Below are 19,821 nucleotides of genomic sequence, written 5' to 3' on the forward strand. Positions count from 1 at the left end.
GAACTCGCGGCACGGCTGCGGGGGTTCGGAAGGGTTCGGCGCCACTCCTACCGGTGCGCGGAGGAGAGGTGACGCCGCGAGGTGCGCGTGAGCGCCGGGTGCGGACGGGCGGGGTCGAGCTGTGCATGGCCGAGCTGGGCGACCCCGAGCGGCCGACGGTGGTGCTGGTGCACGGCTACCCGGACAGCAAGGAGGTGTGGTCCGAGGTCGCCGTCCGTCTCGCCGACCACTTCCACGTGGTGCTCTACGACGTCCGCGGACACGGCCGCTCCACCGCGCCGCAGCCGCTGCGCGGCGGTTTCACCCTGGCCAAGCTCACGGACGACTTCCTGGCGGTGGCGGACGCGGTCAGCCCGGACCGGCCGGTGCACCTCGTCGGCCACGACTGGGGGTCGGTGCAGTCCTGGGAGTTCGTGACGGTCGCCCGCACCGAGGGCCGTATCGCCTCCTTCACCTCGATGTCCGGGCCGTCCCTCGACCACTTCGGGCACTGGATCGGCGCGCGCGTGAAGCGCCCGACGCCCCGCCGGGTCGGCCAGCTCCTCGGCCAGGGCGCGAAGTCCTGGTACGTCTACCTGCTGCACACGCCCGTCCTGCCGGAGCTGGCCTGGCGCGGCCCCCTGGGCAAGCGCTGGCCGAAGCTCCTGGAGCGGGCCGAGAAGCTCACCGGCGGCGACTACCCCACCTCGTCCCTGCCCTCGGACGCGGCGAACGGCGCCTGGTTGTACCGGGACAACGTCCGCTCCAGACTGCGCCGTCCACGCACGGACGCGTACGCGCACGCGCCCGTGCAGCTCATCACGCCCCTGGAGGACGGTTACCTGTCCCGGCGGCTGTACGACGACCTGGAGCGGTGGGTGCCACGGCTCACCCGGCGCACGATCCCGGCCAGGCACTGGATCCCGCGCAGCCGCCCCGACCAGCTCGCCACCTGGATCGAGGAGTTCGTCACCGGCGTCGAGGGCGGGGGTCCCGAACCGCAGGCGACCGGCCGCCACGGCGACCGGTTCGCCGGACAGCTCGTGCTGGTCACCGGCGCGGGCAGCGGCATCGGACGGGCGACGGCGGTCGCCTTCGCCAAGGCCGGTGCGCGCGTGGTGGCCGTCGACCGGGACGCCGAGGCCGCGGCCCGCACGGCGGAGCTGGCCCGCCTGACCGGCGCACACCAGGCCTGGGCGGAGACGGCCGACGTCTCCGACGAGCAGGCCATGGAGAAGCTCGCCGAGAAGGTCGACCGCGCGTACGGCGTGGTGGACGTGCTGGTCAACAACGCGGGCATCGGACTGTCGGGCTCCTTCTTCGACACGACCTCGGAGGACTGGCGCAGGGTCCTGGACGTCAACCTGTGGGGCGTGATCCACGGCTGCCGTCTGTTCGGCCGGCGCATGGCCGAGCGCGGCCAGGGCGGCCATATCGTCAACATCGCGTCGGCGGCCGCGTACCAGCCTTCGCGAGTGCTGCCCGCCTACAGCACCTCCAAGGCGGCGGTCCTGATGCTCAGCGAGTGCCTGCGCGCCGAACTCGCCGGCCGGGACATCGGGGTGACCGCGATCTGTCCCGGCATCGTCAACACCGGTATCACCTCCACGGCCCGCTTCGCCGGCGTCGACGCGGCCGAGGAACAGCGCCGCCGGAGGAACTCCGCCCGCCTCTACGGTCTGCGCAACTACCCCCCGGAGAAGGTCGCGGACTCCGTTCTGGAGGCGGTGGTCCACAACAGGGCGGTGGTACCGGTGACGCCGGAAGCGAGGGGAGCGCGGCTGTTGTCGCGGTTCGTGCCGGGGGCGGTGAGGGCGCTGGCTCGGGTGGAGCCGAGGTGGTGAGGAGCCCGTGACTTGTCCACAGCTTCGTCAATTCGCCTGTGGATAACAGGACTTGCCTGTGGATCAAACCTCCGGGGAAAAATATCTGCGTGATTCACATCGCTCCCGGCACTCTGATGGGATGAACGAGAGAAACCGCGAGGAGAGGCGCACCGTGAAGGTGTCGAAGTACCTCTCGAAGCACCTGCGCCATCAGCCCGAACGCATCGGGCTCACCCTCGACGCGGGCGGCTGGGTGGAGATCGACACCCTCATCGCCGCTGCCGCCGCACACGGCTTCCCGTTCACCCGCGAGGAGCTGGACCACGTGGTGGCCGCCAACGACAAGCAGCGCTTCGCCGTCGAGGGGACCCGGATCCGCGCCAGCCAGGGGCACAGCATCGAGATCGACCTCGGTCTGCCCCCGGCGACCCCGCCGCCGTACCTCTACCACGGCACCGTCGCCCGCAACCTGGACTCGATCCGGGTCACCGGCCTGAGGCCCATGAACAGGCACGACGTGCATCTGTCGACGGACCGCGAGACCGCGTCCCGGGTCGGCGCCCGGCGCGGCCGGCCGGTCGTCCTCGCGGTCGACGCCGGTGCCATGCACCGCGACGGCCATGTCTTCCACGTCAGCGCGAACGGGGTATGGCTGACCCAAGCGGTACCGGCCCGGTACCTGCGGTTTCCCGCACCGCGCTGAGAGGCCGCAGGGGTCCGCCGGCGGCGATGCCGGCTCAGCCGAGCTGGGTGACGGCCTCGGTGGCGATCTTCTCGAAGACAGCCTGGTCGGCGGCGAAGTCGGAGTCCGGGATCGGCCAGTGGATCACGATCTCGGTGAAGCCGAGCTCGCGGTGGCGTCCGGCGAAGTCGACGAAGGCGTCCACGGACTCCAGCGGACGGCTCCGGTCCGGGGTGAAGCCGGTGAGCAGGACCTTCTCCAGCTCCGCCGCGTCCCGGCCACTCGCCTCGCAGGCCGCGCCGAGTTTCTCGACCTGACCGCGCAGGGCCTCCACCGACTGCTCCGGGGTCCCGTCCTCGTACAGCTTCGGGTCGCCGGTCGTCACCCACGCCTGTCCGTACCTCGCGGCCAGCTTCAGCCCGCGGGGCCCGGTCGCCGCCACCGCGAACGGCAACCGCGGGTGCTGGACGCAGCCGGGTATGTTCCGGGCCTCGCCGGCCGAGTAGAACGTGCCCTGCTCCGACACCGCGTCCTCGGTGAGCAGCCGGTCGAGCAGCGCCACGAACTCGCCGAAGCGGCCCGCCCGCTCCTTCGGGGTCCACGGCTCCTGGCCGAGCGCGGTGGCGTCGAAGCCGCTGCCGCCGGCCCCGATGCCGAGCGTGATCCGGCCGCCCGAGATGTCGTCCAGGGTGATCAGTTCCTTGGCGAGCGTCACGGGGTGCCTGAAATTGGGCGACGTGACGAGAGTGCCCAGGCGCAGACGGTCCGTGGCAGTGGCGGCGGCGGTGAGGGTCGGCAGCGCGCCGAACCAAGGGCCGTCCCGGAAGCTGCGCCAGGAAAGGTGGTCGTAGGTGTACGCGGCGTGAAAACCCAGCTCTTCGGCACGCTGCCATGCGGCGCGTCCGCCCTGGTGCCAACGGTCGACGGGGAGGATCACGGTGCTCAGGCGCAGGCTCATGCCACCGAGCCTACGTCGGTATCAGGAGTGCTCGTCGCGGGGTCCGGCAGCGGGGGTTCAGGAAGGCCGGCTCGATGCCGAATCGGGGGAACTACGACCTCAGAGACCGGACCAGAGCGGTGGCTTCCTTGATTCCCAGGCTCGGCCGTGCCGCCCGGAGCGCCTGAACCGCCTTGATCTCCTTGGTGGAAGGGTCGACCCCGGCGACGGCAAGTGCCTTTCGCGCCCATTCCTCCGTGGCCGGGGACCGGTCGGCCGAGGCGAACTCGTCCACGATGTCGAGCGCCTTTCGCAATCCCGGACGCTCTGTGTCGTCGGCGTTGTTGAGCGCATCCTGAATGGCTTTTACGACGGGTGTGAGATCGGGCGGCGTGGGGCGGTTCGGCAATGGCAGATAGATCACTGACGGAATCCTTTCACTCATTCGGGAACAGTCGGCATGATAGGCCATCTCCCGACCGTTCGACCTGGATAACAACGGTACGCAACACATACTTACCTGCGACACTGCGCGCAAAACGGTCAAATACCTGTGAACCACAGGAGGGAACACTGGAAGGACGATCGATGACTCGGTATGATCCCGGAGACTGATTCCGGCTCATTGCGATCGAGCGGAAGGGTCCTGACCAGACCGAGTCGCATTCAAGGCCCCAACGGGCCTCAGGGGGAACAATGTCTGTCATGGAACCGCTTTATGCGGATACCGCTGCAGTGCCGACAGAGGGTCACCAAGGCGGTGTACGGGTACACCGCCTGAGGGGATCCGCAGAAATACGCGACCATATCGAGAACGTGGCCTTCGTCACCCATTACGAAGTGCTCGGCGCTCTCCGGCTGGACCGGCTGACACCTACCGGCTGGGAGCTTTATGAATACCTGACGTTCCGGTGGCTCAGACGCGGCGTGAGGATACGTTATCTGCTTGACCCCAGCGTGCTGAAGGACGCATCGGCTCTCGCGTACGCCCGCCAGATCAGCGCCGCCGGCGCCGGGGTGCGGATCGCTGCGGAACTCAAAAGCAATCTGCTGATCTGCGACAACCGTTCAGCCGTTTTCTGTACGAACTCCGAAGATCCGGAGGACGGCGCGGTGGTGACGAGGGAGCCCGATCTGGTGACCGTCGTGCGGGACCTCTTTTCGCAGGCGTGGGAGCAGGCCGGCGGACTCGGGCAGGTCGCGGAGGAGTCCTGTTGTCTGACACCCGCCGACCAAGAACTCCTCGCTCTCATCCTCAAGCCGGGCAAGGACCTGGCCCGTGCCCGTGAGCTGGGCGTCTCGCTTCGGACGTTCCACCGGCGCGTGGCCGACCTCTATGAGCGCCTCGGTGTGTCGAGCCGTACCGAAGCCGCACTCGTCGCGCGTGAGTACATCAGCGCCTGATGATGAATCGGCCGGTCCTGCACTGTTCTGTGCGGGACCGGCCGCTTCGTCAGTAGGCCGTTTTGGCCAGTCGCCTCTGCTCGCGTTCCGAGAGCCGGCTGCCGGACTCGCGGCTGGTCATCCGGCGCAGCAACCGGGGAGCCAGCACAAAGCCCAGGGCAACCCAGACGGCGAGCACGCCGAGCATGGGCAGGTGCTGCCAGCTCCCTGTCGGCTCCATGGCCTTGGCACTGTCGGGCAGCAGGGACGAGCGCACCCCCTGGGCGATCCAGCGCAGCGGGAAGACCGAGGCGAAGTCCTGCAGCCAGGACGGCAGGTTCCGCAGCGGTGAGAAGGCGCCGGAGACGAACATCAGGCCCATGACAGGCATGATGTAGAGAGCCAGGGCCTCCCGCGCCGCGGGCAGTACGGCCCCGATGGCCGTGCCCATCGGCACCACGGCGGCGATGCCCAGGAACACCACCCAGCACAGGGTGACCCACTGCCCCGGACCGCCGGGCAGATCGGCTCCCAGCATTAGGGCGCCGCCCACGAGCAGCAGCACGACCGAGACGAGCAGATTGACCAGGACGAACAGCGCCTTGCCCACCAGGTAGGCCGTCATCCCTCCGGGGATGCCGCGCAGCCGCAGCAGGGTCCCGTCCTCGCGGTCGCCGAAGAGGAACTGCGGCACCGTCATCAGGCCGAACATGAAGATGGTCGAGGCGATGCCGCCGGCCAGGGTCAGTTGCGTCATCCCTCCCTGGTGGCCGCCGGACCGCCAATAGCTGATGCCCAGGAAGAGCGCGGGGGTCGACAGGTACGCGTAGAAGTCCTTGCGGGTGCGCAGTATCTGGCGCAGCTCGATCGCGCCGCGCTGCAGGCCGAGGCGGAAGGTGTTCACGATGCCTCCGTACGAGCGGCGGTGACGGCGGTGTCGGCCGCCTCGGGCAGATCGGTACCGACCATGCCGAGGTAGGTGTCCTCGAGTGTGGGACGCCGCACCTCGATTCCGGGTATCGGGCCGTCGAAGTGCTGGTGCAGTTCCCAGACGGTCCGCGACGGGTCCTCGGTGAGCCGCCGTCGCGCCACTCCGTCCCTGTCCGTCCACCGGACCTCGGACCTGGCGCTGGCCGCCGCCGCGAGTTCGCCGAGCGTGCCGACGGCGGTGAGGCGGCCGGTCTGCAGGATGCCGATGCGGTCCGCGAGCGTCTGGGCCTCTGTCATGTCGTGCGTCGTGAGCACGATGGTCATGCCGCGTTCGTCGCGCAGTTCCGCGATGAGCTCGTGGAAGTCGCGGCGTGCCTCGGGGTCGAAGCCCGTTGTCGGCTCGTCCAGGAACACCAGATCGGGGCGGCCGATGATGCCCATGGCGACGTCCAGCCGCCGGCGCTGACCGCCGGAGAGCGTGCTCAGCGGCTGGTGGGCCTGGGCCGCCAGGCCCACCCGCTCCATCAGCTCCGGCGCGTCGAAGGGGTCGGCATAGTGCCGGGCGAAGTGGTCGAGCATCTCCCCGACCTGCCAGCGGCCGTGGTCCCGGCTGGACTGGAGCACGATGCCGATCCGCGCCCGCCAAGAGGGGACGTCCCGCTCCGGGTCCAGTCCGAGCACCTCGACGGTGCCCGCGGAACGGCGTCGGTAGCCTTCGAGGATCTCGATCGTGGTGCTCTTGCCCGCGCCGTTCGGGCCGAGCAGCGCGAACAGCTCACCGCGGCGGACCTCGAGATCCAGTCCGTCGAGTACATCGCGCTGTCCGTACCGCATCCGCAGCCCGGCGGTGCGTATCGCGAGGTCGTACGTGGTGTCGTCGGTCGGCGGAGCGGTGTCCGCGGGCACCGTCATGCCCCGTGTCCCGGCCTGTGACCGGTGCCCTTGTCGAGCCCGTGGAACATAGGTGTATCCCCCATTTTGCTTGCGTCTCCTGGTGCGGTGCGGCTGTGCGCACGCCTGGTCGTGGCTGCGCACCAACCTGCATGCCTGTCACGCTAGTACTTGCCTAGCAGGAATGTAAATGTCAGTCTTGCAAGTGTCAGTCCCGCACCGGACTTCGGAGGCTTGCCGATGGATGAAACACCCGCCCACAGTGCCGCGAGCGCCGCGGCGGCACTGCGCATCGCCGAGACCGCCAGGGCCGCGGCCGCGGAACGGCCCCGGCCGATCCCCGCGTGGTATCCGGCCGCCAACGGCCTGCTGTTCGCCGCCGGGTTCGTCCTGATCGGCCTGCAGTGGGTCGTCCGCACCGCGCCCTGGCAGCTCACCACGGGGTTCCAGTTCGCCGGCGCCCTGCTGCTCGCGGTCCAGTGCGTCCTCGCCCAGTGGATCGAACGCCGGCCGGGAATCATCCAGACCGTCCCCCGGTGCACCAGCGGGCGCCGTCTCGCGGCGGCGTACCTCGCGCCGCTCGTCCTGGCCTTCGTGCTGTTCTTCGCCTTCGGACCGGGAGGTCTGCTCATCACCGTCGGCGTCAGCGGCGGCCTGGTGAACTGGCTGGTGCTGCACCGGGAGCGCTCCATGGCCAGGCCCGCGTGAACGCCGGCCCACGCCCTCCGGTGCTCAACGAGCTGATTCATCACCCGACCCGGCTCGCGGTGATGGCGTTCCTCTCCGGCTGCGCGGAGGCGGAGTTCCGGGCCGTCCGCGAGGGGTGCGGGATGTCCGAATCCGCCCTGAGCAAAGTGGTCGCCCGTCTGGAGGCGGCCTCGTACATCCACGTGCGCAAGGGCTACGTCGGGAAGCGGGCCAGAACCTGGCTTCGCCTGAGCGCCGAGGGCAGGGAGGCGCTCACCGGCCATCTGGCCGCGCTGCAGGAGATCGCAGCCGGCGCGGCGGCGCTCGGAGCGTCCCTGGACTCCGCGGCGGGCGGCTAGAAGGCGTCCTCCGGACGCCTGCAGCGGCCGGGGGCGTTCCGTACGTCATGCGCTCCATCCACGGTGCCACCGTGCCCACACGGAGTTCAGTTCCTCCCGGGCCGTGCGGTCGCCCAGCACGGCTCCGCCGAGCGACTCGTGCCCAAAGAGCCGCTGAGCCGCCTCGCAGACCTGTTGGGGCGTGACCGTGCGCAGTCTTCCGGGAAGCGTGGTGATCGACTCGGGCGGCCAGCCCAGTGCTCCGAACCGGGCGAGGGCATCGGCGAGCGCCCCCGGGGAGTCGAAGGCGGACGTCATCTGCGCGGCACAGAACTCCGCCGCCTGTGCGAGCTCGGCCGCCCGGGGAGGTTCGTGCGCCAAACGGTCCGTCTCGCGGCATACGACGTCCAGCAGCCTCGCCGCCTCCGCACCCGTCGCGCGCCCCCGTACCCAAGCTCGCCGCAGGCCCACGAAGCGATCGCGCCCGACGAGAATCTCCCCGGCAGGCGTTCCCGGGCCGCCGAGTGCCGCGGCCAGCCGTGATCCGTAGTAGCCGCCGAAGAGGGCGGTGGTGAGATAGCGCGCGGCCTCCTCCTCGGCGCCGGCCGTTTCCGGGGAGCAGAGGAGGAAACCGGCCTGCGCCGAGCCCGGCTGGTCCGTCTCGGCCAACTCGCCGGTTTTCCAGGGCATTCGGGTGCGGGCACGAGCGGAACCGGCGGCGCGGGACGAGGGCAGCAGCCGCCTCGCCAGGCTCAGCGCCGCGCCCGCGGACAGTGCGCCCACGACGACAAGACAGCCGCCGTGAAGGCCGGGACGGACGGCCTCGTTCGGCCCGTCCTGGTTCCGTCCCCCCTCCCACAGGGCCCGTTCCAAGAGCTGCCCGAACTCGGCACCGGATGCCGCCGCGACGTCCCCCGCGTCAGTCACCGGCCCAAGCCCGTCCGCGGCGACGGCCGCCACCACGGTCGCGACCGCTGCCAGCCCCGCCTCCAGCTCGTCATGCGGAGCATGGGCCAGGGCCTCCAGCCACTGCCCGTCCGGGCTCGTCCGCACCACACATGCCGCGCCGGACGCGGGGGGAAGGGCGCCCAGGACGGCGGGTCCCGCGAGGTGGCCCAGGAGGTCCCTGACGGCATGTGGTCCGGTCAGGCCGAGTGAGCCGAGCGGAACCCGCAGCCGAACCTCGGCCACGGTTCCCCGGGGGTCTTCTACGGCCACGACGCGCAGCCCGTCGGGCAGCAACTCGTCCCCGGCGGAGCGGAACACGGCGTGCCGGAACTTCCCCATCGCAGGTACCGGAAGGGGCCCTTGGCCCTCACCGGCCGCCGCCCGCCCTGCCGCCCTCCCGGCCGCACGGCCGGCCCGAAGTCCCCGCCGCCCGTCCGGCTCCCCGATCGCACCGGAGGGTGCCGGCCGTCTCCGCACGGGTGCGGGCTCGATCACCAGCAGCCCCTGCCGCGCCGTCGCGAGAGCCCGCGCGGCGCCGGCCACGTCATCGGCGCGCACGGTCGCGAGGCGGTCCGGTATCTCGTCGAGCAGTTCCGCCCGCCCGTACAGGAGTTCCAGACGCCCCAGGGCGCGACCGCGGGCGCGCAGATCGCTGTGGGACCGCACGTGCTCCACGCGCAGGCGGCGGCGCACCGCGTCCACGTCCTCGCAGGAGACGTCCCCGTCGGCCCACCGTGCGAGGGACGACCGCACGGCCGTCGTGAACTCCTCGGGCGCCGCTGCGCCCGGCAGCAGCCCGGCGACGACGAGCGCGTCCGGGCTCACGGCGTCGAACGGGCCGAAGAAACCGCAGCTGCCGCTCGTCCTCCAGGCGCGTCCCGCGTCGTCGCGCGCGCCGCCCCCGCTCAGCATTCCGGCGACGACCATGGTGGCGAGGTACCGGTCCAGGCCTTTTTCCGGCCCTGGGAGCTGATACCCCAGGGCGACCGCGGTGCCGGGTATCCCCGGTTCGGCGCAGGTCAGGACGGAGCCGCTGCCGGCGGCCGGCTCGGCCCGCTCGGCCCGCTCGGCCCGCTCGGCCGGCTCCGGGCGCGGCGGACGGGGGCGCGGCGGTATACCACCGAAGTGCCGTTCGGCCAGGAGGAGCGCTTCCCCGGGATCGAATCCGCCCACCAGGGTGAGAACCGCGTTGCCGGGGGAGTAATGCGCGTCGAAGAAGTCGGCGCAGTCCTGCAGTGTCGTCCGCTTCAGCCGTTCGGGGTCGCCGTATCCGTCATGGGCGTCACGGTGCGTGCTGAAGAGGGCCTGGGGGAGCAGCGGCCAGGGAAATCCGCCGAGCGGGCGGTCGACGGTGCGCTCCCTGATCTCGGCCTCGACGCCCTCCAGCTGTTCGGCGAGGACGCGTGCCGTGAACCGCGGTGCGCGCATGCGGTCCGCTTCGCTGAAGAGCGCGAGTTCCAGGCCGGCCGACGGGACCACCTGGTAGTAGTCCGTGTAGTCCTGGTGCGTGGTTCCGTTGGCTTCGCTGCCCAGCCGGCGGACGTGCTCGTAGAACCGGCCGTCGGGCAGGCTCGCGCTGCCCCGGAACATCAGATGCTCGAAGAGGTGGGCCAGTCCTTCCTCGCCGGGGCGCTCCGAGCGGAAACCCACCCCGTAGGTGACACAGACGGCCACGCGGGGCAGCTCGGGCGCGGGCGCCAGCAGGAGCCGCAGTCCGTTGGGCAGGACCGTGCGCACCGGCCCCGGTGCACCCGGCTCGTCGGCTGTCGGTTGGCGTCTCGTCGTCACAGTTCGGGCCTCGTCATCACAGGTCGATGAGAAAGGACAGGAATCCGGCGTAGCGACGGACCTGCTGTGGCCGCCACGCCACGTAGGAGCTGAAGTCGTACAGGTGAAGCGCGGTGCGCAGGGCCGCGGCCCGGTTCCAGCGGGCTCCGAGATCGCGGCCGTAGCCGGTGTAGAGGGCTGTCAGCAGTGCCTGCCAGCGTGTGTGGTCGCCTCCCTGCTGCCAGGCGAGTTCCACCAGCTCTCCGGCCACCCAGCCCAGGTCCGCGTACCACGGGGCCAGGCACAGGTCCTCGCCGGTCAGCAGTTCCACCCCTGCCGTGCCCATGACGGCCGCGCCGAGGGAGGGGCCGCCGTGGGAGAGCACGTGCCGGGTGTCGGCGACCGTCTCGGAATACCACGCGCGAAGGACGCCCCACCGGTCCTCGCCGAGGGACGTGCGCAGGAGTTCGCGTGCCGGGCCCGCGTCCGCCTCTCGCGACAGCCAGTGGGCGAGGCGGTCCAGGCCGGCCTGTCGATCGGACGGGACGCCGACGGGAGGGGGCAGCCGGTGCAGGCGGGCGAGCAGGGTGCCGACGCCCTGCAGTGCTGTCTCCGCTTCCGCCGTGGGACCGTCCCGCAGCAGCCGGGCGGCCAGCGACTCCTCGCCGGTCACCAGGTAGCGGCGTCCGGCGCCGTCCTCCCGGCCCGGGACCAGCCGGTCCGGACCGTTGCCGCCGAGGTCCGCGATCGGCCCGGTGAGGGCGGCCGGCACGGCGGCGAAGGCCCGCGGCGCCTGCGGCCCGGGCTGACGGCGCCACAGCCATCCGCCCTCGGGGCCGGGTCGTACGGTGGTGCGCAGCAGCCCCGTGCCGTACGAGCGGACAGGGCTGCGGGCGCCCGCCTCCGCGGGCGTCATCCGTCCGCCTCCTCACCGGGACGGGCGGCCCGCTCATGGCGCAGGCGCTGCAACTCGTCCATGGCGTGCGGGAAGAGCCCCGGAGCCCAGGCGTCCGGGCGTCCGGTGGTCTTGCTGATCCCTGGACGCGGCGGGAGCACGACCGTGTCGGGGCGAGCCGACAGGGCCGTCACATGGTGGACGCACGCGGGGCTCTGCCAGCCGCCCGGCGGCAGGGCCGGTGCCACGACCAGCGGCGCGGTGGTGCACTGGGCGGCCAGCAGGGCCGGGCTGTCGGCGAGGCCGAGCGCGAGCCTCGCGAGGAAGTGGAAGGTCGCCGGGTAGACCAGGAACCCTTCGGCCCATTCGGCCCATTCGACGTGCCGGGCGCAGCCGTCGTCGTCCGGCCAGACGTCGACGAGTGCCTCTCCCGACCGGTGGCCCGACATGCCCTGCCGGGTGACGAACCGCTGCGCGCTGCGCGTCAGTACGACCTTGACCTCGGTCTTGGGGTGGATCTCGCCGAGCCAGTTGAGCCAGAAGGGCATGGTCGCGGCCGACGAGGACCCCGTGACCACCAGAAGGAGCCGGGACAGGCCCAGCGGCGACAGGCCCGCCGCTCCGGCGACGGTCACGGAGCCGCCTCCCGCACGATCTCGTCGAGCTCGTGGAGCGCGGTCTGGGGACCGTACGTGGCGTACACCCCGGTGAGGTTGACGACGACCTCGTCGACTCCGGACGCCCAGAAGTACCGGATGCGCTCGGCCAGTTCCTCGACCGGTCCGTAGAGGAAGGCCCCTCCGTCCAGCAGTCCCTTGGCGCCGGCGACGAGGTCGGCGGGGTCCGTCTCGATACCGGCCCTGCGCAGCATGTCACGGTAGTGCGGCATGGTCAGGTGGCCCGTGTTGCTGGCGCGGGCGAGCCGTACCGGATCGCGGTCCGGACGGCTCACCGCCATCGGCACGATCGACACCACACGCGGAGCCTTGCGGTCCGCGCGCTCCGCACCTTCGCGCAGGCTGGGCGACACCACGTCCCGGACATAGTCCGCGGGGGTCAGCCAGGTGATCGCGACATCGGCGAGCTCCCCGGCGACGCGCGCCATGCGGGGCCGGAGCACGCCGAGCCCCACCTCCACCGGCGGTGTCGGCAGGGGATGCAGACCCGTACGCATCGGGAAGTACTCGCCCTGCTGCTCGACACCGTCGGTTCCGAGCAGGCCCCGTACCGCGGACACGTATTCGGCGACGGCCGTCAACTGGCTGGCATAGGGGGCGCCCATCAGACCCTGCTGGAACACCGCCGCGGCGGGCCCGAATCCCGCCACCACCGGGTGGCCCGTCGTGGCGGCGAGTGACCTGGCCTGCAGCGCGGCTTCATAGGGGTGGCGCAGCGGCATCAGGGTCACGCCTGTCCCGACCGGCACCCGGAACCCCGCGCCCGCCGCAAAGGCGAATGCCTGACCGGCCTCCACCAGCGTCGATTGTCCCTGCCACAGGCGGTGCGCCGGGCTCCACTGCAGGTATGCCGCATACGGAACGATATGCTCGGGCCGGTGCGGCACAAAGGGAACGAGTACGGAAATCACAGCCACGGAAGTTCTCCAAGTATTTCTGGCGTCGGCCGCGTGGCTTGAGGAAGAGTTTTCCGGGAAGCCCTGAACTCACGCAGACCGCCGCAGCGGGCGCCGTCTCCACCGGCACCCGCTGCGGCTCACCAGCATCTGTCCGGCAACGGTCCGTTCAGCAGCCGTGGTCGAACGTGGCCGTGACGGCCTGCGAGACCGAGAAGCCCGCGGCGGCGCTCTCGACGGTGTAGACGACGCTGGCGACACAGGCCGGCGTGGTGGCCGGGGCGTCGGTCAGGGCGTCGGCGGCCAGGCCGTCCGCGCTGACGTACGCGCCGTAGCTGGACACGAGCTCCATGGCGATCGTGTTCTGCGTCATGGTGAAACCTGCTTTCGTGAAGCCGGGGCGACCGGCAGGGGGTAATGGGTTCCTCGCCCTCGGCGCGTGGCACGCCGGCGAGGTGTTCTTCGACGGGGTGTCAGCAGCCCTTGTCGAAGGTGGAGGTGATGACGCTCGCGGCGGCGGAGGCCGCACTGGCGCACGCGCCCGAGCTCTCCAGGGAGATGACGGAGACGCAGACGAAGGTGGTCGCGGGCGCGTCCGAGGCCGCGGCGGCGTTCAGCTCGGCGACGTCGGCGTACGCGCCGTAACCGGCGACCAGCTCCATGGTGGCGGCATTGTGGTTCATTGTCGTCCCCTTTTGTTGATCACTTGTGTTTTTCGTTCCGGACCCGTTTGGGCCGGAAGCAGGCAGCGCGTGCACTCGCTCCCTGCAACCGCTCCAAGCCGGTTCTGTGCCGACAGTGATGGCGAACGGTGTGACCGATACGGACGCGTCAGATGACGCCCTCCGGTGAATCGGTATTGGCCGCCAGGTCCCCCAAGGCGATTCCGGCTTCGGCGAACCGTTCGGCGACCTTCTCGTGCAGCGGGCCCGCGCCCTTCGCATGGTCGATCAGGGCGTGGGCGAGCACGCCCGCCCGGTGCTGGCCGAAACTCAGCCCCTGCATGCCCGTGCGCCGGTCGCTGGGCTCCCAGGCCGCGGCGACGCCCTTCGCCAGCGGGCGGGCGAACAGCGAGACGCCGTCTCCGATGCCCGGCCGGCCGTCCAGCGCTTCCGCCAGGACTCCCGCGAGGTCCCACGATCCGTCCCGCAGGTACACCACCAGCGCATCCCGGCGCGGGTACAACCGCCCGCTGGACAAGACCTTCGCCCGGTAGTGCGCCTGCCCGTCCTCCAGGAGCCGCAGAGCGGCGCGCCACGTTTCCACGGCACTTTCCGGATCGGTGAGATGGACGTAGACCCGCAGCACCGGGCCACGTCGCAGCACCGGCTGCGAGCCGTCGACCAGGAAGAACCCCGGAGACAGGGCGGGCCTGGCCGCCGCGGCCGAGACCATGACGTGCTGCCCCTCGACCAGCGGGCCGGGAGTCAGCACCTTGTCCCGTGCCGTCCACACCCGCACGCCGTCGCGCCGGAGGAGAACCGAGTCGTCCCCTGCCCCGGGAGTGGCGCAGACGACCGCCGGCGCCTGGGTCGACCGGTGGGGAACGGCACCGGCGAGCCGCCTTTCGAACTCCGGTGACCGGATGTGGAACGGAAGTGGTCCGGGCTCGGCGTCCATGCCGGCATGGAGAACGTCGTACAGCGCGGCCGAGAGCAGCCTTTGCAGATCGCGTGCGTTGTCCGCCTCGATCTCCCGGTCCCCCACGGTGGCGGCCGTGACTTCTTCGGCGATCCGCACCTGGTCCAGTACCCGGTGGAGCTGCCCGGGCAGCGACAGGGTGTCCGTGGCCGTCATACGGTCTCCTCCAGTCCAAGAGTGGTGGCGAACCTCGCGGGGGCGAGCAGGGCAGCCCGCCCCACTCCGGCGGCGGCCCGCTCGATCCCGGAAAGACGGGAGGTCCGGGACGCACTTGCCATGAGCCGGTCCAGCGCGTGCCAGCCGGCGAAGGCCGTCGCGCGTTCCCGCAGGCCGGCACCGGCCTGCGGGCGTACGCTGCGATAACCGCGCCAGAAGTGCTCGATACGCGGACGGAGTCGCTCCAGCTTCTCGACACCGCGGCTGACGATCAGATCGTGCGTCAGCTCGAAGTCCACGAAAGCCGAGCCGCCCTCCGCCTCTCCACGTGTCGTGACAATGTCGAGGATCGACCGGTAGAGCCATTCTCCAGCGAACCCGCCGACATCGCGGGCGGCATCCGCGAGGCGAAATTCCTCCCAGTCTGCTATATACAGCACGTCATTACGGACAAGGAACTGGTCCACTCTCAGATCGCAGTGTGCCGGTACCTTTTCCGCACGACGCTCCGCATCGAGGAGCGATTCCACCCCCTCGATCAGCTCTGGGTCGTTCTGCATCAGAGTCCACGCCGAAATCTGCCCGAAGCTCATATTGCCGAAAATGCTCTCCGGAATTCCGCGAAGAAGATGCGGGGCAGGAAGGGAGGGCGGTTCGGTCTCCAACTCCGCGGCACCGGGATCAGTGGCGTGCACACTGCCGATCGCCTGACCGGCGGAAAACGCGAGGGCGTCGTCGAAGGTCTGGTCGACCATCAGCTCCGCGCCGTTGCGCGCACCGTCGACGCACTCGAAGACGACCAGCCCGGCGGCGAGGTCGCTGCCCAGCATGACGGGGTGGTTCAGGGCGCCCAGTCGCCCGCCACCTGCGAAGCTCTCGAACGCGAGCAGTCTGGCCAGGCGTCCGCGTACGTCGTCCTCGGGGCCCCGGAGCCGCTTGGCGAAGACCTTGTGTCCCCCGGTCGTGGTCCCGGTCCACGCATCGTTGCGTCCCGGTGCGGACGCGAGCGTCCCCCTGTCGAACGCCCCGAGACCAAGACGCTCCAGCAGCGAATCCACTTCCGGAACGGAATCGAGGTCCGACGGAGCGTACCCGACCTTCGCCATCATTTCCCCCGAGCGCTTACAGACACCTGCAGCCGAATCATGCGAGGGTCGGGGAAGTCGCATGGCAGCAGCGTCGGCCGCACCATGCGCGAGAGCCCCCATGAATATCCCCCGTGCACCATCGTGCACGGACAACACTGTCAGCTGCCCGCACCGCTGCGCCACATTCCAGGCTGGCATGTCGCTGCCACCGCGTGGCACCGCAATGCCAGCCATACGGCGCGGATTCCCGTTTCCTGGGCAGCCCGGGCAATTTAACGTGGCATCCGGCGACGGGAACGCCCCGTGCCGGAGCCGATGAGACGCCTGCGTCCGGCCACCGTCCACACATCGGCGCTCAGGTCCGATCCATCCGATCCTGAAAGTATTCGCGTGCTCATCAGACTCGCACGGCCCCATCTACAGCCCTATGTCCGGCCGATGACACTGCTCGTGCTGTTCCAGCTGGCCCAGACTCTCGCGACGCTCTTCCTCCCGTCCCTCAACGCGGACATCGTCGACAAAGGCATCGTGAAGGGCGACACGGCGTACGTGCTGCGTACCGGCGGGGTCATGACCGCGGTGACCCTGCTGCAGATCGTCTGTCTTCTCGGTGCCGTCCTGCTCGGTGCCCGCATCTCCGCGGCTGTCGGTCGCGACCTGCGTGCCGCCGTCTTCGGGCGTGTCCAGTCCTTCTCCGGTGCCGAGCTGAGCCGCTTCGGGGCCGCCTCCCTGATCACCCGGACCACCAACGACGTCCAGCAGGTCCAGATGCTGGTGCTCATGGCGCTCACGCTGATGGTGACGGCGCCCGTCATGTGCGTCGGCGGCATCGTCATGGCACTCCGTCAGGACGTGCCGCTGTCCGCTCTTCTCCTGCTGGTCGTGCCGGTGCTCACCGTCGTCGTGGTGCTGGTTCTTCGCGGCATGCGCCCGCTGGTCCGCGGGCTGCAGGAGCAGATCGACCAGGTCAACCGCGTGCTGCGGGAACAGATCACCGGCGTCCGGGTGATCCGGGCCTTCGTCCGGGACCGGCACGAACGCGAACGCTTCACCGGCACCAACACCGGCCTGCGCGACATGTCCCTGAGCACCGGACGGCTCATGGCACTCATGTCCCCCGCCGTCATGCTGGTGATCAACGGCGCCGGCATCGCCGTGGTGTGGTTCGGCGGCCGCCGCATCGACGAAGGGCACATGCAGATCGGTGCGCTCACGGCGTTCCTGAGCTATCTGAGCCAGATCCTCATGGCGGTCATGATGGCCACCGTCATGTTCATGATGGTGCCGCGCGCCGAGGTGTGCGCCGAGCGCATCCACGAGGTCCTGTCGACGGACTCCAGCGTCCAGCCGCCCCCCGTACCGGTCACGGAGTTGCGGGGGCCGTGCCGTCTGGAGTTCACCGGCGTCGGGTTCCGCTATCCGGGGGCCGACGAGCCCGTGCTCAAGGACATCTCCTTCGACGCCCGGCCCGGGGAGGTCACCGCCGTCATCGGCTCGACGGGCAGCGGCAAGTCCACGCTGGTCGGCCTGGCGGTGCGTCTGTTCGACGCCACATCCGGCACCGTCCGTATCGACGGCGTGGACGTACGTGAACTGGACTCCGCCACACGCTCCGCGGCCGTGTCCATCGTGCCCCAGCAGCCCTACCTCTTCTCCGGGACCGTCGCCTCGAACCTCCGCTACGGCCGCCCGGACGCCACCGACGAGGAACTCTGGCACGCCCTCGACGTCGCGCAGGCACGCGACTTCGTCGAAGCGACGGGCAAGGGGCTCGACGCGCCCATCGCGCAGGGCGGTTCCAACGTCTCCGGTGGCCAGCGCCAGCGGCTGGCCATCGCCCGGGCCCTGGTGTGCAAGTCGCAGATCTACCTCTTCGACGACTCCTTCTCCGCGCTCGACCAGGTCACCGACGCTCGCCTGCGGGCCGCTCTCGCCCGTGAAACCGGTGACGCGACCGTGCTGATCGTCGCCCAGCGCGTGGCGACCATCCGCGATGCCGACCGCATCGTCGTGCTCGACGAGGGACGCGTGGTCGGCACCGGAACCCACTGCGCCCTCAGGGAAACCAACGAGACCTACCGAGAGATCGTTCTCTCCCAGCTCACCGAGGAGGAAGCCGCATGAGCCATCCGGCGCAGGGCACGCCCCGGACACTCGGAACCCTCGAACGGCTCGTCCGCACAGTGCGTCCCGAACGGCCGCTGCTGGTCGGCTCCTTGGCGCTGGCCACCGGCAGCGTGGCCCTTTCCGTCGTCGGGCCGAAGATCCTCGGCCGTGCGACCGACCTGATCTTCGCGGGAGTGGTGGGACGGCGGCTGCCCGCCGGGATCACCAAGGAACAGGCGGTCGGAACCCTGCGTGCGCACGGGCAGCGGACCCTTGCCGACATGATCGGGCGGCTGGACGTCGTACCGGGCCACGGAGTCGATTTCGACGCGCTCGGCCGGATCCTGCTGTGGGCGCTGCTGATCTACGCCGTGGCGTCGGTCCTCGGCTACATCCAGGCCCGTACCGTCACCACGGTGGTGCAGCGGGCGGTGTTCCGGCTGCGCGAGGAGGTCGAGGGGAAGCTCGGGCGGCTGCCACTGAGCTACTTCGACACGAAGCCGCGGGGTGAGGTGCTCTCCCGCGCGACCAATGACATCGACAACATCGCCACGACGCTGCAGCAGACCCTCGGCCACATCGTCGCCTCGCTGCTGACGCTCGTCGGAGTGCTGGCGATGATGTTCTGGATCTCCTGGCTGCTGGCCCTCGTCGCACTGGTGACCGTGCCGGTGTCGGTCGTGCTCACCGCCAAGGTCGGCAAGCGGGCACAGCCCCACTTCGTCGCGCAGTGGCAGTCGACGGGCAGACTCAACAGCCACATAGAGGAGATGTACACCGGCCACATGCTGGTGGAGGTCTTCGGCCGGCAGCGGGAAGCGGCGGAAACGTTCCGGGAGGAGAACGAAGAGCTCTTCCGGGCCAGTCACCAGGCCCAGTTCACCTCCGGTCTGATCCAGCCGGCGATGATGTTCATCGGCAACCTCACCTACGTGATGGTCGCCGTCGTGGGCGGCCTGCGGGTCGCCGCCGGTGCGCTGTCGATCGGTGACGTGCAGGCGTTCGTGCAGTACGCACGGCAGTTCGGCCAGCCACTCGCACAGTTGGCGTCGATGGCGAACATGGTGCAGTCCGGCGTGGCCTCCGCGGAGCGCGTCTTCGAACTCCTCGACGCCGACGAACAGGCTGCCGACGTGGTCGGCACGGTGCTCCGCAAGCCCGTCCGCGGCAAGGTCGCCTTCGAGAACGTCTCCTTCCGATACGAGGCCGACAAGCCGCTGATCGAGGATCTCTCCTTCGTCGTGCGCCCCGGCCAGACGGTGGCCATCGTCGGTCCGACGGGCGCGGGCAAGACCACCTTGGTGAATCTGCTGATGCGCTTCTACGAGGTCGACAGCGGCCGCATCACCCTCGACGACGTCGACACCGCCGCGATGCCACGCGAGGAACTGCGCTCACACATCGGCATGGTCCTCCAGGACACCTGGCTCTTCGGCGGCACCATCGCCGAGAACATCGCCTACGGCGCCCCGGACACCCCCATCGACAAAATCGTCGAGGCGGCCAAGGCCACGCACGTCGACCGGTTCGTGCGCACGCTGCCCGACGGCTACGACACCGTCATGGACGACGAAGGCTCCCATGTCTCCGCCGGCGAGAAGCAGCTGATCACCATAGCCCGGGCCTATCTCGCCGAGCCCGAGATCCTCGTCCTGGACGAAGCGACCAGCTCGGTGGACACCCGCACCGAGGCCTTCATCCAACAGGCCCTCGCCGAACTGAGAACGGGACGCACGAGCTTCGTCATCGCCCACCGGCTGTCGACCATCCGCAACGCGGACGTCATCCTCGTCATGGAATCGGGCAGGATCGTCGAACACGGCACTCACGACATGCTGCTCTCGGCGGGAGGCGCATACGCGCGGCTCCACGAAGCGCAGTTCGCACAGCCACCAGGTCGAGCGGTGGTCTGAGCGGGGGGCGCCGCCGGGGGCGGTGCATGACACCGACGGCATGCGCAGGGTCCGAGGCATACGCGGCGGCCGACCCGGCCG

19 protein-coding genes are annotated in these 19,821 nt (G+C 70.2%); 7 read left to right on the top strand and 12 right to left on the bottom strand.

The annotated features are described in order from the left end of the window. Nucleotides 1-68 precede the first annotated feature (68 nt). Both ACFYMM_RS09975 and ACFYMM_RS09980 read left to right on the top strand, forming a co-directional pair. Complete coding sequence (locus ACFYMM_RS09975) at nt 69-1,823, top strand: SDR family oxidoreductase (protein WP_388385344.1); 1,755 nt, start codon at nt 69-71, stop codon at nt 1,821-1,823. Between the two features lie 121 nt (nt 1,824-1,944). Further along, on the top strand, nt 1,945-2,508 hold the full coding sequence (locus tag ACFYMM_RS09980; RefSeq protein ID WP_388385345.1) for an RNA 2'-phosphotransferase: 564 nt from the start codon (nt 1,945-1,947) through the stop codon (nt 2,506-2,508). Nucleotides 2,509-2,542: 34 nt separating this feature from the next. Here ACFYMM_RS09980 and ACFYMM_RS09985 read toward each other — a convergent pair whose 3' ends face one another. Continuing rightward, complete coding sequence (locus ACFYMM_RS09985) at nt 2,543-3,445, bottom strand: LLM class flavin-dependent oxidoreductase (RefSeq protein WP_388385346.1); 903 nt, start codon at nt 3,443-3,445, stop codon at nt 2,543-2,545. Nucleotides 3,446-3,536: 91 nt separating this feature from the next. Then, nucleotides 3,537-3,848 carry a hypothetical protein gene (locus ACFYMM_RS09990; RefSeq protein WP_388385347.1) on the bottom strand — a complete coding sequence of 104 codons (312 nt, stop codon included), beginning with the start codon at nt 3,846-3,848 and terminating at the stop codon, nt 3,537-3,539. 281 nt (nt 3,849-4,129) lie between these two features. Between ACFYMM_RS09990 and ACFYMM_RS09995 the strand changes: the two genes are divergently transcribed. Continuing rightward, nucleotides 4,130-4,828, top strand: coding sequence for a hypothetical protein (locus tag ACFYMM_RS09995; protein ID WP_388385348.1), 699 nt, complete (start codon nt 4,130-4,132; stop codon nt 4,826-4,828). 49 nt (nt 4,829-4,877) lie between these two features. Here the strand turns inward: ACFYMM_RS09995 and ACFYMM_RS10000 are convergent, their stop codons facing one another. Both ACFYMM_RS10000 and ACFYMM_RS10005 read right to left on the bottom strand, forming a co-directional pair. Further along, a complete protein-coding gene (locus tag ACFYMM_RS10000; protein WP_388385349.1) occupies nt 4,878-5,711 on the bottom strand; it encodes an ABC transporter permease in 834 nt (277 codons plus the stop codon). Beyond that, complete coding sequence (locus ACFYMM_RS10005; protein ID WP_388385350.1) at nt 5,708-6,649, bottom strand: ABC transporter ATP-binding protein; 942 nt, start codon at nt 6,647-6,649, stop codon at nt 5,708-5,710. Before ACFYMM_RS10005 ends, ACFYMM_RS10000 begins: the two co-directional genes overlap by 4 nt. Nucleotides 6,650-6,868: 219 nt before the next feature. Between ACFYMM_RS10005 and ACFYMM_RS10010 the strand changes: the two genes are divergently transcribed. Then, nucleotides 6,869-7,336 (top strand): hypothetical protein, encoded by a 468-nt coding sequence (locus ACFYMM_RS10010; protein ID WP_388385351.1) that lies wholly within the window; start codon nt 6,869-6,871, stop codon nt 7,334-7,336. Then, nucleotides 7,333-7,674 carry a transcriptional regulator gene (locus tag ACFYMM_RS10015; protein ID WP_388385352.1) on the top strand — a complete coding sequence of 114 codons (342 nt, stop codon included), beginning with the start codon at nt 7,333-7,335 and terminating at the stop codon, nt 7,672-7,674. Before ACFYMM_RS10010 ends, ACFYMM_RS10015 begins: the two co-directional genes overlap by 4 nt. 45 nt (nt 7,675-7,719) lie before the next feature. Here ACFYMM_RS10015 and ACFYMM_RS10020 read toward each other — a convergent pair whose 3' ends face one another. The 8 genes from ACFYMM_RS10020 to lxmK all read right to left on the bottom strand — a co-directional run bounded on the left by ACFYMM_RS10020 (nt 7,720) and on the right by lxmK (nt 15,742). Beyond that, nucleotides 7,720-10,338, bottom strand: a complete 2,619-nt coding sequence (locus ACFYMM_RS10020; protein ID WP_388385353.1) for an insulinase family protein — start codon at nt 10,336-10,338, stop codon at nt 7,720-7,722. A 67-nt stretch (nt 10,339-10,405) separates the two neighbouring features. Next, on the bottom strand, nt 10,406-11,284 hold the full coding sequence (locus ACFYMM_RS10025) for a hypothetical protein (protein WP_388385354.1): 879 nt from the start codon (nt 11,282-11,284) through the stop codon (nt 10,406-10,408). After that, complete coding sequence (locus ACFYMM_RS10030; RefSeq protein ID WP_388385355.1) at nt 11,281-11,898, bottom strand: flavoprotein; 618 nt, start codon at nt 11,896-11,898, stop codon at nt 11,281-11,283. Before ACFYMM_RS10030 ends, ACFYMM_RS10025 begins: the two co-directional genes overlap by 4 nt. Continuing rightward, complete coding sequence (locus ACFYMM_RS10035; RefSeq protein ID WP_388385356.1) at nt 11,895-12,857, bottom strand: LLM class flavin-dependent oxidoreductase; 963 nt, start codon at nt 12,855-12,857, stop codon at nt 11,895-11,897. Before ACFYMM_RS10035 ends, ACFYMM_RS10030 begins: the two co-directional genes overlap by 4 nt. A 148-nt stretch (nt 12,858-13,005) precedes the next feature. Continuing rightward, entirely contained in the window at nt 13,006-13,209 is a 204-nt protein-coding gene (locus ACFYMM_RS10040; protein WP_388385357.1) for a hypothetical protein, read from the bottom strand. A 100-nt stretch (nt 13,210-13,309) separates the two neighbouring features. Then, nucleotides 13,310-13,519, bottom strand: coding sequence for an LxmA leader domain family RiPP (locus ACFYMM_RS10045; RefSeq protein WP_388385358.1), 210 nt, complete (start codon nt 13,517-13,519; stop codon nt 13,310-13,312). 148 nt (nt 13,520-13,667) lie between these two features. Continuing rightward, nucleotides 13,668-14,633, bottom strand: coding sequence for a T3SS effector HopA1 family protein (locus tag ACFYMM_RS10050; RefSeq protein WP_388385359.1), 966 nt, complete (start codon nt 14,631-14,633; stop codon nt 13,668-13,670). Continuing rightward, nucleotides 14,630-15,742 carry a class V lanthionine synthetase subunit LxmK gene (lxmK, locus tag ACFYMM_RS10055; protein WP_388385360.1) on the bottom strand — a complete coding sequence of 371 codons (1,113 nt, stop codon included), beginning with the start codon at nt 15,740-15,742 and terminating at the stop codon, nt 14,630-14,632. Before lxmK ends, ACFYMM_RS10050 begins: the two co-directional genes overlap by 4 nt. 369 nt (nt 15,743-16,111) lie before the next feature. On the opposite strand from lxmK, the gene ACFYMM_RS10060 reads away from it, so the two are divergent. Further along, nucleotides 16,112-17,845 carry an ABC transporter ATP-binding protein gene (locus ACFYMM_RS10060; protein WP_388385361.1) on the top strand — a complete coding sequence of 578 codons (1,734 nt, stop codon included), beginning with the start codon at nt 16,112-16,114 and terminating at the stop codon, nt 17,843-17,845. Next, nucleotides 17,842-19,740, top strand: a complete 1,899-nt coding sequence (locus ACFYMM_RS10065) for an ABC transporter ATP-binding protein (RefSeq protein ID WP_388385362.1) — start codon at nt 17,842-17,844, stop codon at nt 19,738-19,740. Before ACFYMM_RS10060 ends, ACFYMM_RS10065 begins: the two co-directional genes overlap by 4 nt. Nucleotides 19,741-19,821: the final 81 nt, after the last annotated feature.

The organism is Streptomyces sp. NPDC006739, assembly GCF_042869815.1.
Classification (GTDB): domain Bacteria; phylum Actinomycetota; class Actinomycetes; order Streptomycetales; family Streptomycetaceae; genus Streptomyces.

Coding starts and splice junctions, on each gene's coding strand:
- ACFYMM_RS09980 (WP_388385345.1), top strand. CDS start 1,945: ATGAACGAGAGAAACCGCGAGGAGAGGCGCACCGTGAAGGTGTCGAAG.
- ACFYMM_RS09985 (WP_388385346.1), bottom strand. CDS start 3,445: ATGAGCCTGCGCCTGAGCACCGTGATCCTCCCCGTCGACCGTTGGCAC.
- ACFYMM_RS09995 (WP_388385348.1), top strand. CDS start 4,130: ATGGAACCGCTTTATGCGGATACCGCTGCAGTGCCGACAGAGGGTCAC.
- ACFYMM_RS10005 (WP_388385350.1), bottom strand. CDS start 6,649: ATGACGGTGCCCGCGGACACCGCTCCGCCGACCGACGACACCACGTAC.
- ACFYMM_RS10010 (WP_388385351.1), top strand. CDS start 6,869: ATGGATGAAACACCCGCCCACAGTGCCGCGAGCGCCGCGGCGGCACTG.
- ACFYMM_RS10025 (WP_388385354.1), bottom strand. CDS start 11,284: ATGACGCCCGCGGAGGCGGGCGCCCGCAGCCCTGTCCGCTCGTACGGC.
- ACFYMM_RS10040 (WP_388385357.1), bottom strand. CDS start 13,209: ATGACGCAGAACACGATCGCCATGGAGCTCGTGTCCAGCTACGGCGCG.
- ACFYMM_RS10045 (WP_388385358.1), bottom strand. CDS start 13,519: ATGAACCACAATGCCGCCACCATGGAGCTGGTCGCCGGTTACGGCGCG.
- ACFYMM_RS10050 (WP_388385359.1), bottom strand. CDS start 14,633: ATGACGGCCACGGACACCCTGTCGCTGCCCGGGCAGCTCCACCGGGTA.
- lxmK (WP_388385360.1), bottom strand. CDS start 15,742: ATGATGGCGAAGGTCGGGTACGCTCCGTCGGACCTCGATTCCGTTCCG.
- ACFYMM_RS10065 (WP_388385362.1), top strand. CDS start 17,842: ATGAGCCATCCGGCGCAGGGCACGCCCCGGACACTCGGAACCCTCGAA.